The organism is Brucella pseudogrignonensis (genome assembly GCF_002252525.1).
GTDB lineage: Bacteria > Pseudomonadota > Alphaproteobacteria > Rhizobiales > Rhizobiaceae > Brucella > Brucella pseudogrignonensis.
The window spans coordinates 118,119-133,318 of the sequence record NZ_NNRM01000048.1 but is presented as its reverse complement, the minus strand read 5'-3'; the positions used below and the strand labels follow the sequence as shown (position 1 = coordinate 133,318).

Sequence of the window (15,200 nt, the reverse complement as noted above, 5' to 3'; positions counted from 1 at the left end):
TGAATGCTAGCGTGAGCGGCGACTGCGCGCCACACGATGATTGACGATCCGGGCGGCATAATCGCCCGTAACCTGAATAGATTGAACGATAGCAACGAGAATGATGACGACTGCGATCATCACTTCGGGCATGAAACGCTGATAACCAAAGCGGATACCAAGATCGCCAAGACCGCCGCCGCCGACTGTACCAGCCATCGCCGAATAGCCGACAAGGCTTACAAGTGTGACCGTCTGCCCAGCAATAATTCCGGGTAAAGCCTCGGGAAGCAAAACTTTGAAAATGATTTGCATGGGTGTTGCACCCATACTTTCAGCAGCTTCTATAAGACTTTGATCTACCTCACGCATTGCGGTCTCAGCGAGGCGCGCATAGAGCGGAATGATTGCAACAGTCAGCGGTACGATTGCCGCATAAGTGCCAACTGTTGTGCCTGCCACAAGGCGGGTAAACGGAATGATCGCCACCATCAAAATGATAAAGGGCGTAGACCGCACAAGATTGACGATAGTGCCTGCTATACGGTTGAAAAGTGGTCGTTCGAGAAATTGACCGGGGGCCGTGACAACCAGTGCAATGCCGAGTGGCAGACCGATCAACGTGGAAAGAATTGCCGACGCAGCCACCATCATGATTGTCTGCTTGAGCGACTCCAGCAATAGATTGACGAGTGCGGGTGAAAGCAGGTCAGACAACATGGCCCAGCACCTCTCCGTGTAAATCAAGCGACGCTAGATAAGCGAGCACATCTGCGAGATCAGGCTCGCCGTTTTCAGCGATCAACGTCATGATCCCGAGTGGCTTCCCGCCAATATAATCAATGCGACCATGCAGAATATTGGGATTGATGCCAAAACGCTGAATAAGCGTCCCAACCACTGGCGAATGCGCGGCCTCTCCGGAAAAGATGATACGCAAGACCGGGCTTGATCCGGGAACTGCATCAGGCAGAAGCCTCTGGGCAACTTCCGGCGGCAGGTCATGAGCCACAATGCTTGAGAGAAATGAACGCGCGATAGCTGATTTCGGAAAGGCAAAGACGTCGAATGTCGGCCCGGTTTCAACCACACGGCCGCCTTCAAGCACTGTCACATGGTCGGCAATTTGGCGAACCACATCCATTTCATGCGTGATGAGAACGATGGTCAGGCCCAAACGCCGGTTGATATCTTTAAGCAATGCCAAAATCTGTTCGGTGGTTTCGGGATCAAGAGCAGAGGTAGCTTCATCAGATAGAAGGACACTTGGCTCCAGAGCCAGTGCGCGCGCAATGCCCACACGCTGCTTCTGCCCGCCAGACAGTTCCGATGGATAGGCGTCTGCCTTTCCGTTCAAACCTACCAGATCCAGCAGCTCGGTCACTCGCTTGCGAATGGTTTCGCGCGGCACACCAGCCAATTCCATAGGCAACGCTATATTAGCTGCAGCACTTCGGGAAGATAAGAGGCTAAAATGTTGAAATATCATCGATATATCGCGGCGTGCTTGGCGTAAATTACGTCCTTCAAGCTTGCTCACTTCACGCCCGGCAACAAACACCTGACCGCTGGTCGGCTGTACGAGACCGTTCAGGCAACGAACCAATGTGCTTTTGCCCGCGCCTGAGCGGCCGATGATACCATGGATAGCCCCCTTGCCGACGCGTAACGAAACATCGTCCAGAACCGCACCGGCTTTTGGATCGTAAGTCTTCGTAAGCGACTTTACATCGATGACAGGCGGAGCGGAGCCGATCCGGTCCCGCTCTGCTTCAGCTATGCGAACCGAAAGGTTCATCTCACCATCCCGCAATGATATTGCCTTCAAACTTCTTCTCGATGAAGGCTTTGACTTCTGGTGACTTGTACGCTTCGGTCAGCGTTTTCACCCACGGCGCGTCCTTGTTCTTTTCAGCAACAGCGATGAGGCAAAAATAATCAGAAAGCTGATCTTCGATCAGGATCGCATCGCGGCTCGGAACCAGCCCAGCGCTTAACGCGAAGTGAGACGTGATCACCGAAAAATCGACATCTTCCAGTGAGCGGGCGAGCTGCGCCGTTTCCATCGGGATGATCTTCACATTCTTCGGATTTTCAACAATATCGAGTTCAGTGGCATTGAAAGTTACGCCGGGTGTCAGCTTGAGGACTCCGCCCTTTTCGAGAAGCTTTAGAGCGCGTCCGGCATTGCTTGGGTCGTTAGGAATGGTGATCTGTGCACCATCCGGAAGTTCAGCCAAAGTTTTGAACTTATGCGAATACCCGGCCATCGGCAGCAGGACCGTGTTTCCACCGACAGCTACAAGATTAAGCCCACGATCCTTGTTCTGCTGATTGAGATAAGGCGTGTGTTGGAAACCATTGGCATCGAGATCACCGTCATTCGTTGCCGGATCAATCATTGCGCCATCGGAAAACTCGACGATCTCGATCTCGAGCCCCTTGGCTTTCGCGATGGGTGCCAACGCTTCGGCGATCTGGGCGTGCGGACCTGACGTAACACCCAAGCGGATTTTCTCTGCCAATGCGGGCGAAGCCGCAAGCATGGACAACAGGACCGCTGACAGAGCGCCACGAATGAATGGGGTATATTTCATGCAGATATTCCTCGAAGTGATTTTAGGCGCGCATCAGGAGGCGGCGCGCCAGTTCTGTTTTTCTGACCAACGGGCAAGCCGATCGACGGCTTCAGAAAGCGTTGCTTCCGTCTTGGCGAAGCAGAAGCGGACATGGCTTTTCACGTCGCGTTCGCCATAGAAGGACGAAACCGGCACAGGTGTCACACCAGCCTCAAGCGTCAGGCGTCGACAGAAGGCAAGGTCGTCGCCTTCAGGGTCGAGGCCGCTCACATCGGCCACGGCGAAATAGGTTGAAGGCACGTCTGCGATATCGAAGCCTGCTGCCCTTAGTCCACCAACCAGCAAGTCACGACGCGATGCAAGCGTGCTGCGCAATTTGGTGAAATAGTTGTCGGGCAGCAAAAGACCGACGGCGACTGCCGCCTGTAAGGCCGGTGGCGTGGTGAAAGTCACATATTGATGTGCGCGGGAAATGGGCGCGAGAAGTTTTGCATCGGCCGTCACATAGCCAACTTTCCAGCCTGTCACGGAAAAGCTCTTTCCAGCCGATCCAATCCGCACGACACGATCACGAATGCCGGGCACAGCAAGAAGCGAATGAAACGGTCGCCCGTCGAAAATCAGGTGTTCGTAGACCTCATCCGACACGATGGTCAGGTCGTGGTTGATCGTAAGCGAAGCTAGAAACTCAAGTTCTTGCGGATCGAATATCTTGCCAATCGGGTTCATTGGCGTATTGACGACGATCAGCTTGGTCTTTGATGTGATGGCCTTTTCCAGCGCTTCACGCGGCAATTCCCAATGTGGTGGCGTCAGACGAAGCGGGATAACTTTACCGCCCGCGCGACGAATGAGCGTGGCATAGGCATCGTAAACGGGTTCAAAGACGATGACTTCATCACCAGATTCAAGAAGCGCTAGGAACGTATCGGTCAGCGCTTCGGTGGCCCCTGACGTCACTAGAACCTCGGTCTCCCAATCGATCTCAAGACCCAGAAAGCGGCGTGCATTCTCGGCAACCGCCTTGCGCAAGGAAGGCAGCCCAAGCATCGGAGGATATTGATGAGGGCCATCACGTAAAGCCTGAATTGCTGCTTCGACAAGTTCTTGAGGTTCAAAACCTTCAGGAAATCCCTGCCCCAGATTTATGGCACCGGTTTCGGCAGCAAGGCGCGACATGGATTCAAAAATGGAAGTGCCAGATGCACCGAATATAGGATTGACCATCAAATCGCCCCGCTGCGTACTAAGAGTTACGGCGGAACGATAGGGCTTATAAAAAGAGCAAACAAAGCATCGGCTTGCTGTTCTGCATCAGCAACCGGAATGCTTTTCCCAAAATGGCATAAGTAGAATAGTTTTCGACGCCTGCTTAAAAATTGATCACACAATTATCGTCATTCAGTGTTGATGGCGCGTTTTCCAAAGTTCCTCTGCCTTTTTGTAGAACTGGCCGTAACTATCATTGTCTGCAGCAAGAACAGTCATGAGCGCCATCGCGGTAGATGCGATAATCGTCAGCTCTGCACGCTCATCAACGGCGGCACCCGACCAAACGGCGAGCCAGTATTCAAACGAAGTGAGGCTGGAATGCTTATCGGTTCCTGCCTTCGACAAGGTTGGCAATGTGAGGTCCGTTTTCTGTTCGCCGAGCCATCTGTAAACCGTATGCGCATGGTGCGGCACCAGCTCCGCCACATCGCGGCTCGTCGACACGACCGAAACCGACTTTAAATCTAGCAGCGCCGCCGCATCGCGATGCAACTCACGATAGGTTGGTTGAGTGACACCGAGGACCGATGTGGACAACTGCATCGGGTTAAGCAGATGCGCGAGACTGTTGATCGATGACCTCGAGTGAAACAATGGATAAAGCGCGAGCAGGGCGTGAACCTGTGGTGCAAAACCAGCCAATGGCATGAAGCAGATACCATGCGCATTCAGCGCACTTTCAGCCAATGATAGCGAACCCGCAACCGGGATATTGACAGCTTCAGCTGCGAGTTCCAGCTTCCCGGAAAGCTCACCTGTTCCGCAATTGCCATGCATCACGACCGGATAGCCAGCGCGTGCAACAAGAATTGCTGCCAGCATAAACCATGGCGACTGATGTGAGTTTGGCGAGAGATATGCAGGCCAGTCGAGTGCCGGGCGGCGAATGTCGGCCTGCGTTGAGTAATATTTTCGGGCTGCCTGAGCCATACCGGCAAGTTCAGGAGCCGTTTCACCTCGATAATGAATAAGCCGCAATAAAGCGCTGATTTGCATGGGGTCTGCTTCACCTGCAAATATCGTGGTGAAAGCATCTTCCGCTTCGTACATTTCGAGCGGACGTGTGTGACCAACCTTACGGCCGGTGATTGCAATGTATTTCGCGAGCCGCCGAACAGGATCGTTCTCATCCTGAATATTGGCAAATTGGGCCGCAAGCTGTTCAGGGGTGGGATGGTTTTCGAGCTCGATTACCTTACGAATACCCAACGGCGGCGGCGCAACAATAGCGCTCGCCCTCTCCCACCCATGCTTTCTTTTGCAATGCGTCTCCACTGCATCACTGCCGTTGAAGCTCATGAGCGCTTCAGCTTCATTGGCCAGTCTGCGCAAGCGACCACGTAAAGCTTCGGCTTTTGGCGTTGCAATCATGTTTCGACCCGAACGCACGAGGATCGGATCATCGAACTTCTCGCGGATCTGTCCGAGTAGCCGGCTCATGGCCGCAATGCTCAATCCCATCTGCTTTGCAGCACCGCCGACACTGCCTTCCACAAGAAGTGCATCAAGCGCAATCAGCAAGCGCAGCTGCCCCAGTTTCAGGCTTTCGCCCTCCACTTTATCAACCTCTGCCTGAGTTTTCATTCGCTTGCCCGACATTGCTACGACATCCGTTCAGTTGCGTTTTCTGAAACTTGGAATTCTTATAAATCATGACGATTGACGTCACGTTATTGCCATACATAAGGAGAGCTGAAAACTCAACTTTAAGGGTGATATTTATGACCAGCTTGTTTCGGGGATTGCGTACCAATGGTTCGCAGAACAGGCAATTGGCCAGCGGATCGCTTTTTGCAAAAGCCATTCTTGCGGGCACATGCCTTTCGACCGCACTTATTCTAAGCGGCGCAGCTTCTTTCGCACAGACCGCAACCACAGCAGAAGAAGAAGCCGCGAAAAAGAAACAGGCTGAAGCCCAGGCGACCGAACAGGTAAACGCTGCCGGTGGTATCACGCTTAACCAGATCGTTGTTTCGGCGACAGGTTTTGAGCAGAACATAACCGATGCTCCAGCGAGCATTTCGGTTGTACCGGGTGAAGAACTTGAAAAAGGCTCTTATCGCGATCTAGGCGATGCATTGCGCGATGTTCAGGGCGTTGCTGTGACGGGGGCTGCAGCAGAACGTGACATCTTCATTCGCGGCCTTCCGGGCAGCTACACGCTGATCCTCGTTGACGGAAAGCGTCAGAGCACACGCGACGCGCGCACCAACGGCAACTCCGGTTTTGAACAGAGCTTCTTGCCGCCAGCCAACGCTATCGAACGCATCGAAGTTATTCGTGGCCCGATGTCATCGCTTTATGGTTCCGACGCCATGGGCGGCGTGATCAACGTCATCACCAAGAAGGTTTCGGACAAGTGGAGCGGCTCGCTGAGCTTCGACACGACGGTTCAGCAGCACTCGAAGTTCGGTAATTCGCTACAGGGCTCATACTACATGACCGGCCCTCTCGTTCCGAATTTGGTTGGTGTGCAGCTGTGGGGACGCGGCCTCAAGCGTCAGGAAGACAAAATCATCAGCGGCACGCCAGAGCAGCGTGATATCGACATCACCGGTCGCGTGACGATTACGCCAAACGCCGATCACGACATCGTTTTTGAAGCTGGCAAGACGCGCTTGCGCCGCGATTCATCGGTTGGAAACACGATCAACCCTGTAGCAACCGGCAGCACGGCACCGCTCGACACTTATAATATGAACGACCGAAACCACTGGTCGATCAGTCACACAGGCCGTTGGGGTCCAACAACTTCCGAGTTCTCTTTCATGCAGGAAACTGCTCAGAGAACAAACTACACTTGGAACAAGACTCGCGGTGATTTTGTTGAAAGCCTGCGTTCACCGCATATCCGTAACTCTACACTGGACGGCAAGTTCACCACTCCGTTCGAGCTTTATGGCAACCACACACTTGTAACCGGCGGCCAGTTTATCGAAGGCACGCTGACAGATCAGAACCCGGGCCGTCGTACAGGCTTGGACGAAGAGTTCACGATCAAGCAGTGGGCACTTTTCGCTGAAGATGAATGGTGGATCACTCCAGACTTTGCGCTGACCGGTGGCCTGCGCATGGATCACCACGAAATCTACGGTTCGCATTGGAGCCCGCGTGGCTATGCCGTTTGGCACGCCACGGATCAGCTGACCCTCAAGGGCGGCATTTCAACCGGCTTCCGCGCCCCTGAAATTCGCACTATTGCACCCGGTTATGCTTACACGACTGGCGGCGGCAACTGTACCTACGGCCCGACCGGAAACTGCGGCGTCATTATCGGTGATCCAAACCTTCAGCCAGAAAAGAGCACCAGCTATGAAGCCAGTGCGCTTTGGGACAACCAGCAGGGTCTGCGTCTCGGTGCGACATACTTCTACACCGATTTCAAAGACAAGATCGCCAGCAACATTCAGTATGATCCAATCACAGGCCAGCCACTGCGCTGGGCTCAGGACCCGAACTACGTCCTCTATTACAGCTACAACATCGATGAAGCGACAATTCAGGGTGTAGAACTGACGGCAGATTGGGAAGCGACCGACACGATTAAGCTGCGCGGTAGCTATACCTATACCGACTCTGAACAGAAGACCGGCGAATATGCAGGTTTGCCTCTGGCTCGCACGCCAAAGCACATGGCAAACATCCGCGCAGATTGGGAAACACCAGTCGATGGTCTGACTGCATGGGCGGCTGGTAACTATCACGGCCCTGAAATCAACGCCGGTCTGCGTATCGGCACTGTTGGTGAGCCATATGCCTATAACAGCAGAGGTCAGGTTATCGCCCGCAAATATAAGGGCTATGCCACTTTCGACCTCGGTGGCTCTTATGAATTCAGTGAGAACGTCACACTCAATGCTGCCGTCTACAACATCTTCGATAAGAAGGTCACAGTGGACGAAATCAACAATGTGGTTGAAGGCCGTCGTCTCTGGCTCGGCATGACCTCACGCTTCTAACGCACATTATGACGCCAGCTGATTTTGGCTGGCGTCATTTCTTTATGAAATGGATGCTCCCGTGAGCAAGACAAAGAACGTAATTTTGAAGGTCTGCCTCATGTTCGGAAGCATTCTCGTGAACGCCTCTGCACATGCTGGAAAGCCGCAAGTCGACTCCTTTGACATGCAGGCGAACGGCATCGACTATCGAATTTTCGTGGCTGCACCCGCTGAAAAAGCGCCTGCCAATGGTTTTCCCGTTGTCTATATGAGTGATGGCAATCGGATGTTGCCAATCGCAGCCAAGCTGATGGAAGATAATCCTCAGCTCAACGCAGTGTTTGTCGGCATCGGTTATCCGACCGAAGACAAGGACGAAATCGTCCGCCTGCGCTATTTCGATCTCACGCCTTCGACACCAGACGAATTGATCCCTGTTCAGACCAATATTCCGAAAACTGGCGGACGTGACGCGTTCTTCGATTTTATTGATCATCAGGTAAAAGCGGAAGTCGAAAAGCGTTTTGCTATCGACAAGAACAAGCAGGCTCTTTTTGGGCATTCGCTGGGTGGGCTTTTCACGCTTTATGCGCTCTTCAATCATTCGGATTCATTTCAGACTTATGCTGCCGCAGACCCATCGATCTGGTGGAATGGACGCTCGATTCTCACCGACAAGGATCGGTTTGTGGAGGCATTCAAAGCCGATCCGAAACCGATGCGACTGCTTGTTGAATCATCCGGCAAGCGCGGCGAACGCCCAGGTCAGTCAAAGGAAGATACTGAGCGTCTGAAGAAGCTGCGCGGCGGACCTTCGGGTGCAGACATTCAGACCGAGTTGAAACAACTTCCGGGCTTTGAGGTCGCCTATCGTCGCTTCGATAACGAAAGCCACGGTTCGATGATCCCGCTCACGGTCGAAGACAGCTTGAAATTCATCCTGCTCAATGAGAGCCCAGACCAACAAAACAACTGAATTGTGGTCTTCCGGCTTTGACTGGAAGAAAACCGGACTATAAAGCACAAGATTGACGAAAGGATTGAACGCCATGCTGAAAATCAGCCGACATTTTTCCCGTCTGTTTGGCGCAGCACTTGTTGCCACAGCCCTTGCCTCCGGCGCGAACGCTGCTGATGTGGCAGTCAAACACGCCCAAGGCGAAACAACGGTTGCAACCAATCCTGAAAAAGTCGTCGTGTTCGATTTCGCAACGCTCGACAATCTTGATCGCCTTGGCGTGAAGATCATCGGCGTTCCTGGCAGCATCGCTTTCCCGGAATATCTCAAGAAATACGACGGCGCAGATTACACGAAAGTCGGCACGCTTTTTGAACCTGACTATGAAGCGGTTAATGCAGCCGAACCTGACCTGATCATTGTCGGCGGTCGCTCGGCTGCAAAATATGGTGAGCTCGCAAAGATTGCACCGACCATCGATCTGACTGTTCCAGCCAAGGAATTCATTTCCGGCACCGAAGCCAATATCGAAAAGCTGGGCCAGATTTTTGGCAAGGAAACCGAAGCCAAGGCTGAAGTCGACAAGCTCAATAGCGAACTCGCAGCACTGAAAGAAAAGACCAAGGGCAAAGGCAAGGGTCTGATGATCCTGACGTCCGGCGGTAAAATCAGCGCCTATGGTCCGGGTTCACGCTTCGGCGTATTGCATGACAGCTTCGGCGTTGAACCAGCAGCGCCCGATCTTTCTGTCGGCAATCATGGCCAGCCAGTCAGCTCGGAATTCATTCTTGAAACCAATCCGGATTGGCTTTTCGTGCTCGACCGCGATGCAGCCATCGGTCGTGAAGGCACTTCCGCTAAGCAATTGCTCGACAATGAACTCGTGCGTCAGACCAACGCCTGGAAGAACGATCAGGTCGTCTATCTGAACGCGCAGAACTGGTATCTCGTCGGCGGTGGCCTTGGTGCACTGCACAACACGATCCAGCAGCTTTCAGCGGCTTTTGACAAAGCGAAATAATATCTTCTGACCCAGTCATTTCGGGCCGCACAATTTGTGGCCCGATTTCATGACAAGGCAAGAGAACGGGAATTAAGCGTGAAGGCACTCGCCGCAGCTATAGTTGTTGTCGTCATACTGGCTTTTATCAGCCCGTTTATCGGCGTCAGCGATGTATCGCTCAGCACATTGTTTGGCGCAAATAGCACTGATCGCGCAGCAGAAGTTCTGCTGATCAGCCGCATACCGCGTACGCTTGCAATCATTCTTGCCGGCATGTCGATGGCTGTGGCCGGAATGATCATGCAGATGCTGACCCGCAATCGTTTTGTTGAGCCGTCAACAGCCGGAACGGTTGAATCTGCAAGCCTCGGCATTCTGCTCGTTATTCTGTTTGCACCTGACACACCGGTTTTCGGCAAGATGCTGGTAGCATCCGTTACGGCCCTTGCAGGCACGGCGCTTTTTCTGCGCATCCTGCGCAGCATTCCATTGCGTTCGGTACTCGTAGTGCCGCTTGTCGGCATCATGCTGGGCGGCGTAATCAGCGCCGTGACGACCTTCATCGCCTATCGTTATGATCTGCTGCAAGCGCTCAATTCATGGACAACCGGCGATTTCTCGGGCGTGCTGCGCGGTCGTTATGAGTTGCTGTATCTTTCATTCGCCCTCACCGTCATCGCATATATTGCGGCTGATCGTTTCACAGTCGCTGGGATGGGCGAAGATTTCACGACCAATCTCGGTCTCAACTATCGACGCGTTGTGACCCTCGGGCTTGTGATCGTGTCTATGGTAAGTGCCAGCGTGGTCGTGACGGTGGGCATGATCCCTTTTCTGGGCCTCATCGTACCAAATGTGGTCAGCATGTTCATTGGCGATAATATGCGCCGCGCCGTGCCATGGGTGGCCGTGCTTGGCGCTGGACTGGTGCTAGCCTGCGATATCGTCGGGCGCATCATCCGCTTTCCCTATGAAATCCCCATCGGCACGATGATGGGCGTCGTTGGCAGCGCGATCTTCCTCTATCTGCTTTTGCGTCGGGGATCACGCCTTGCTTAAACGTCCCGGCTTCATCATCGCGCTTCTTTCGATCCTCGTCATTATTTCCTGCGCAGCTTTCATGACGCTGGGAGCTAAGGGCAGTTGGTCTTTCATCCTTACCTTCCGCGGCACCAAGCTTGCGGCAATGGTGCTGGTAGCCTATTCGATTGCTGTCTCGACCGTGCTGTTTCAGACCGTCACCAACAACCGCATTCTCACTCCCTCCATCATGGGGTTTGATGCGCTTTATATTCTGATCCAAACTTTGGCAGTTTTCGCCTTTGGCGCTATCCATGTGAACGGGATCGGCCCAAATGGCCGTTTCTTCGCCGAGACGGCAATAATGGTGGTCTTTGCCAGCACACTTTATGCTTGGCTGTTTTCAGGTGCTGCGCGCAGCCTGCATCTGGTCATGCTTGTCGGCATTGTGTTCGGTGTTTTCTTCCGAAGCCTGTCGAACCTCATGCAACGCATGATCGACCCGAATGAATTCGCCGTGCTTCAGGACCGTTTCTTTGCAAGCTTCAACAGTGTTAACGCGGATATTCTGTTGCTCGCAGCAATTATCGTGGCAGTGGTCACGCTTTACGGCCTGCGTTTTCTCAATGTCTTTGATGTTTTATCGCTGGGACGCGATCCGGCAATCAATCTGGGCGTCGATCATAGCCGCGTTGTGCATCGCATTCTGCTGATCGTCACGATCCTTGTTTCCGTCTCAACAGCACTCGTTGGCCCTATCACCTTCTTCGGTCTGCTTGTCGCCAATCTGGCTTACATGATTGCTGGTTCATCCAAGCATCGTATCGTGCTGCCTATTGCTGTATTGCTCGCAATCCTATGCATTGTCGGCGGACAAACCATTCTTGAGCGCGTTTTTTCGTTCGATACTGCGCTCAGTGTCATCATCGAGTTTCTGGGCGGGCTCGTCTTTATCATCCTTCTCGTCAGGGGAAACGCACGTTGATCGAAATAAACCAGGTCAGTAAATCCTATAGAGATGCGATCGTCGTTGATGATGTGACGCTGCAATTGCCAGCACGCGGCATTACCTCGATCATCGGACCGAATGGTGCTGGAAAGTCCACCTTGCTTTCCATGGTCAGCCGCCTGCTTCCCATGTGTAAAGGCCGCATCACGGTCGATGGGCTGGATGTATCGACCACGTCGGGTGATGTGCTGGCAAAACGGCTTTCGATCTTAAGGCAGGACAATGCCATTAACTCGCGCCTAACAGTACGCGATTTGGTGACTTTCGGGCGTTATCCGCATTCCAAGGGCCGCCCGACACGAGAAGACCTCGACCACGTCGATCAGGCAATCGGCTATCTCGAGCTAGAAGAGCTAAGCGACCGTTTTCTCGATGAGCTTTCGGGCGGACAGCGCCAGCGCGCTTTCGTGGCGATGGTTCTCTGCCAGAACACAGATTACGTTCTGCTGGATGAGCCGCTCAACAATCTCGACATGAAGCACTCTGCTTCGATGATGAAACTGCTACGGCGTGCGGCAAATGAACTGGGCAAGACAGTCGTGCTGGTGCTGCACGACATCAATTTCGCATCCTGCTATTCAGACCATATCGTTGCGATGCGCAAGGGCAAGGTCGTCCATCAGGGATCACCGGAAGAACTCATTCAGCCCGATATTCTGCGGGATATTTACGAGATGGAGATTGCCGTCGAAATGATCGGGGGCAATCGCATTGGCATTTACTATCTTTAGAGCGCCGATCCGATTAAATCAGCTCAACGCTCTAAAATTTTCTTTAACGCGCATCTTTTCCGAAAACCGCTTCACACTTTTCGGGATGCGCTTTTAGTTAGGCAATCGGCTCGCTCGGAAAGAGCAGCTGCAAGGCTCCATAAGCCGAGAGCACGGTTTCCATCTGCGCCGTATGGCCTTTGACAAAGGCATCGCCATAGATGGTTTCGTCCGGATATTCGGTAATCAGCGTCAGCGGAACTGTGTGACGATCATCAACACCGACCAGACATGGGAAGCCGTTGATAATGCGGAAACCTGTTTCGCCTGCATGTTGCTCGAAAAGCTTGATCTGCGCATCGTTGTAATCAAGCAGACCATCGATGGCACCAAGATGCCTGGTCACGTGATCCATCAGCTGTTCGGCTTCTTTTTCCCATGACGCATGATGGCGAATAATCAGGAAGAAGCCTTTTGGCAGCGTCCACATCGCAAAGGATCGAGGAACATATCCAGACAGCGGGCGTGTCCATTCATGCGACGGATAGCCATGTAAATTGACATGCAGCTTCGCATTGGTGCGCGCCTCCGCCTCTACACGGATTGCTTTCTCAAAAAGCCCCTCGCCGCTGCGATATTCAAGATCATCACCCAGAGCAGTATAGCGCGACGCATGATGCATATGATGTGGCTGCAAAACGCACAGACGCTTATGGATTTCATATCCGTCCGGGTTTTCCTGCGGCGAGATCGTGAAGTGCGCGCCATCGCGTGCGCTAAGGCGGCTCGCGGCACGCAACGCTCCGACGATGCCAGTCGTTTCATTGGCATGTTGCCCGGCACTGATCATCATCGCCGTTTCATGGCCCGAAACATAGGTCGCGCGCACGCTGCGACCTGCACGAGTCTTCGCTTCAAAAAGTGAGCCGCCAAGCTTTGCAATCTCTCGGCGGATCTGGTCAGCCGAAAGGGGAGCCTGCGCATTTTCCAGAACTTGCTCGGCAGTCAGTGCATCTGACCTTGCCAGCGGACGTGTTTCCACTTTTACAGTTGGCTCGGCATCACGGAAGCGGACTTCGGGTACGATCTGACCGGGCTGTAAGCCACGATCACCGACCGGACGACCAGACTTTTTCTGGAAAACTTCGAGCAGCGAAAAATAGATATCCTCGTGCAGAGCTTCCGTCAGGCTCAGCGCTTCCTCATCATAGGCAAGGCGTCGATCAGTAATCGGCATGTTGACCGAAATGTTCAGCTCTTCAAAATAGGGCTCGCCCCTGCCCCAGTCATGGGTGGCAATGGTCGAAATCGTATCATGAAACAGCTTTTCATAAGCGGTCTCAAAGCGCGCGTTTTCAACGCTGCCTTCATGCTCGACAATCAGCCAGCCAGTTGGTGAGACAAGCGTTTCGCCGATAAAATCTTCATGCACGCGATTGGGTGCGAAAACACGATGATTTTCAGTGCGACCATCGGCAAATGTGAGGTCGACTTCATAAAAGAAATCATCCTTACCGGACGCACTGAAGCTGATCTTTGCTTCGGGAAGAAGTGCTGTCAGCGGATAGGTTTCCAGCAGAAAACGGTTCTCTACGCAATTGTCATGGCGCGGATAGCGAATTGTTGCAGCCTTGAGTGCTGTCCCGTCCACTTCTTCAAGAAAGAAATGCAGAAGCGGCTTATAGGCTGAACGCAGACGCGCATCGATGCCCGCCTCGCGCAGCTTTGTTTCAGCAGCAAAGCGGCTTGGCTGGTCATCGAACAGCCAGACTTCTACGTTAGCGCCACGCATTTCCGGCTTTGAAAAGCGTTCGATCAACACATTGATTGAACGCGGATAGGTCTTTTCAAAAATCACGCTCATCGCGAAGTCCTGCCAGTTGGATCGAGGCTGTCACGCAGCCAGTCACCCAGAAGGTTGAGGCCAAGCACCGTGAAAAGAATGGCAAGGCCAGGGAACAGGCTCACCCACCACGCAGTCTGGAGATAGGTGCGGCCATCGGCCAGCATTCCACCCCAGCTTGGAATGGTTGAATCAATGCCAAAGCCAAGGAAGGTAAGGCTGGATTCAAGCAGGATGTTGTTGGCCACATTCAGCGTCATCAGAACAATGACCGGGCCGAGCAGATTTGGCAGCAGGTGTTGGAAAATGATGCGCCAGTCCTTCACGCCAATAGCGCGCGCAGACAGGATGAACTCGCGCTCGCGCAGCGAAAGCACTGAGCCGCGCACCAGCCGGGCATATTGCACGCATTGCGAAACAATCAGCAGGATGATCGTGTTGACCAGTCCGCCGCCAAGAATGGCCATGAAGGTGATCGCCAGCAAGATGAACGGCATCGCAAGCTGAACATCGACAAAGCGCATCAGCGCCATATCCCAGAAGCCGCGATAATAGCCTGCCACCAAGCCCATGATCGTGCCGATGATCACCGAACCAATGACGGAGATGAAACCCACAAAAAGTGAGATTTTGCCGCCGATAACGACACGCGCAAGCACGTCGCGGCCGAGCGGGTCAGCACCGAAAATATGAGCCGGATTGACGAATGGCGGCATCAGACGTGCCATCAGGTCGATCTTGTTCGCGCCGGCTGGAAACAGATAGCTCGAGAAAATGACTGCCAGACAGATGGTTCCGGTGAGAAGAAAACCAACAATAAATTCCAGACTGGCAAAGCGGGAAAGCTGGAGTGTTGAGGTTTTGGTCGCCACTTTAGTCGCCATAG

The 15,200-nt window shown here is 53.3% G+C and carries 13 protein-coding genes; 6 read left to right on the top strand and 7 right to left on the bottom strand.

Annotated features, from left to right (window positions below; genetic code table 11):
- Positions 1 to 6 precede the first annotated feature (6 nt).
- The 5 genes from CEV34_RS23930 to CEV34_RS23910 all read right to left on the bottom strand — a co-directional run bounded on the left by CEV34_RS23930 (position 7) and on the right by CEV34_RS23910 (position 5,414).
- Positions 7 to 699, bottom strand: a complete 693-nt coding sequence (locus CEV34_RS23930) for a methionine ABC transporter permease (protein WP_007879400.1) — start codon at positions 697 to 699, stop codon at positions 7 to 9.
- Positions 689 to 1,777, bottom strand: coding sequence for a methionine ABC transporter ATP-binding protein (locus CEV34_RS23925; protein WP_007879401.1), 1,089 nt, complete (start codon positions 1,775 to 1,777; stop codon positions 689 to 691). The genes CEV34_RS23930 and CEV34_RS23925 overlap by 11 nt, the downstream gene beginning before the upstream one ends.
- Position 1,778: 1 nt before the next feature.
- Positions 1,779 to 2,576 carry a MetQ/NlpA family ABC transporter substrate-binding protein gene (locus CEV34_RS23920; protein ID WP_007879402.1) on the bottom strand — a complete coding sequence of 266 codons (798 nt, stop codon included), beginning with the start codon at positions 2,574 to 2,576 and terminating at the stop codon, positions 1,779 to 1,781.
- A 33-nt stretch (positions 2,577 to 2,609) separates the two neighbouring features.
- Complete coding sequence (locus CEV34_RS23915) at positions 2,610 to 3,785, bottom strand: aminotransferase (protein ID WP_007879404.1); 1,176 nt, start codon at positions 3,783 to 3,785, stop codon at positions 2,610 to 2,612.
- Positions 3,786 to 3,959: 174 nt separating this feature from the next.
- Positions 3,960 to 5,414, bottom strand: a complete 1,455-nt coding sequence (locus tag CEV34_RS23910; RefSeq protein WP_235819171.1) for a glycosyl transferase family protein — start codon at positions 5,412 to 5,414, stop codon at positions 3,960 to 3,962.
- 137 nt (positions 5,415 to 5,551) lie between these two features.
- Here CEV34_RS23910 and CEV34_RS23905 point away from each other — a divergent pair, with 137 nt between their 5' ends.
- The 6 genes from CEV34_RS23905 to CEV34_RS23880 all read left to right on the top strand — a co-directional run bounded on the left by CEV34_RS23905 (position 5,552) and on the right by CEV34_RS23880 (position 12,492).
- Positions 5,552 to 7,789, top strand: coding sequence for a TonB-dependent receptor domain-containing protein (locus CEV34_RS23905; protein WP_235819170.1), 2,238 nt, complete (start codon positions 5,552 to 5,554; stop codon positions 7,787 to 7,789).
- A gap of 61 nt (positions 7,790 to 7,850) precedes the next feature.
- The gene (locus tag CEV34_RS23900) at positions 7,851 to 8,747 is read left to right on the top strand and encodes an alpha/beta hydrolase (protein ID WP_039860831.1); all 897 of its coding nucleotides are present in this window, start codon (positions 7,851 to 7,853) and stop codon (positions 8,745 to 8,747) included.
- Positions 8,748 to 8,820: 73 nt separating this feature from the next.
- Entirely contained in the window at positions 8,821 to 9,750 is a 930-nt protein-coding gene (locus tag CEV34_RS23895; protein WP_007879413.1) for a siderophore ABC transporter substrate-binding protein, read from the top strand.
- Between the two features lie 78 nt (positions 9,751 to 9,828).
- Complete coding sequence (locus CEV34_RS23890; RefSeq protein WP_007879415.1) at positions 9,829 to 10,791, top strand: ABC transporter permease; 963 nt, start codon at positions 9,829 to 9,831, stop codon at positions 10,789 to 10,791.
- Positions 10,784 to 11,737: an iron chelate uptake ABC transporter family permease subunit gene (locus CEV34_RS23885; RefSeq protein WP_094544711.1), complete on the top strand. Its 954-nt coding sequence runs from the start codon at positions 10,784 to 10,786 to the stop codon at positions 11,735 to 11,737. Before CEV34_RS23890 ends, CEV34_RS23885 begins: the two co-directional genes overlap by 8 nt.
- The gene (locus CEV34_RS23880; protein WP_007879417.1) at positions 11,734 to 12,492 is read left to right on the top strand and encodes an iron ABC transporter ATP-binding protein; all 759 of its coding nucleotides are present in this window, start codon (positions 11,734 to 11,736) and stop codon (positions 12,490 to 12,492) included. Before CEV34_RS23885 ends, CEV34_RS23880 begins: the two co-directional genes overlap by 4 nt.
- Positions 12,493 to 12,589: 97 nt before the next feature.
- Here the strand turns inward: CEV34_RS23880 and CEV34_RS23875 are convergent, their stop codons facing one another.
- Positions 12,590 to 14,335 carry a M14 family metallopeptidase gene (locus tag CEV34_RS23875; protein WP_007879418.1) on the bottom strand — a complete coding sequence of 582 codons (1,746 nt, stop codon included), beginning with the start codon at positions 14,333 to 14,335 and terminating at the stop codon, positions 12,590 to 12,592.
- Positions 14,332 to 15,186 carry an ABC transporter permease gene (locus tag CEV34_RS23870; protein ID WP_039860841.1) on the bottom strand — a complete coding sequence of 285 codons (855 nt, stop codon included), beginning with the start codon at positions 15,184 to 15,186 and terminating at the stop codon, positions 14,332 to 14,334. The genes CEV34_RS23875 and CEV34_RS23870 overlap by 4 nt, the downstream gene beginning before the upstream one ends.
- Between the last annotated feature and the right edge of the window lie 14 nt (positions 15,187 to 15,200).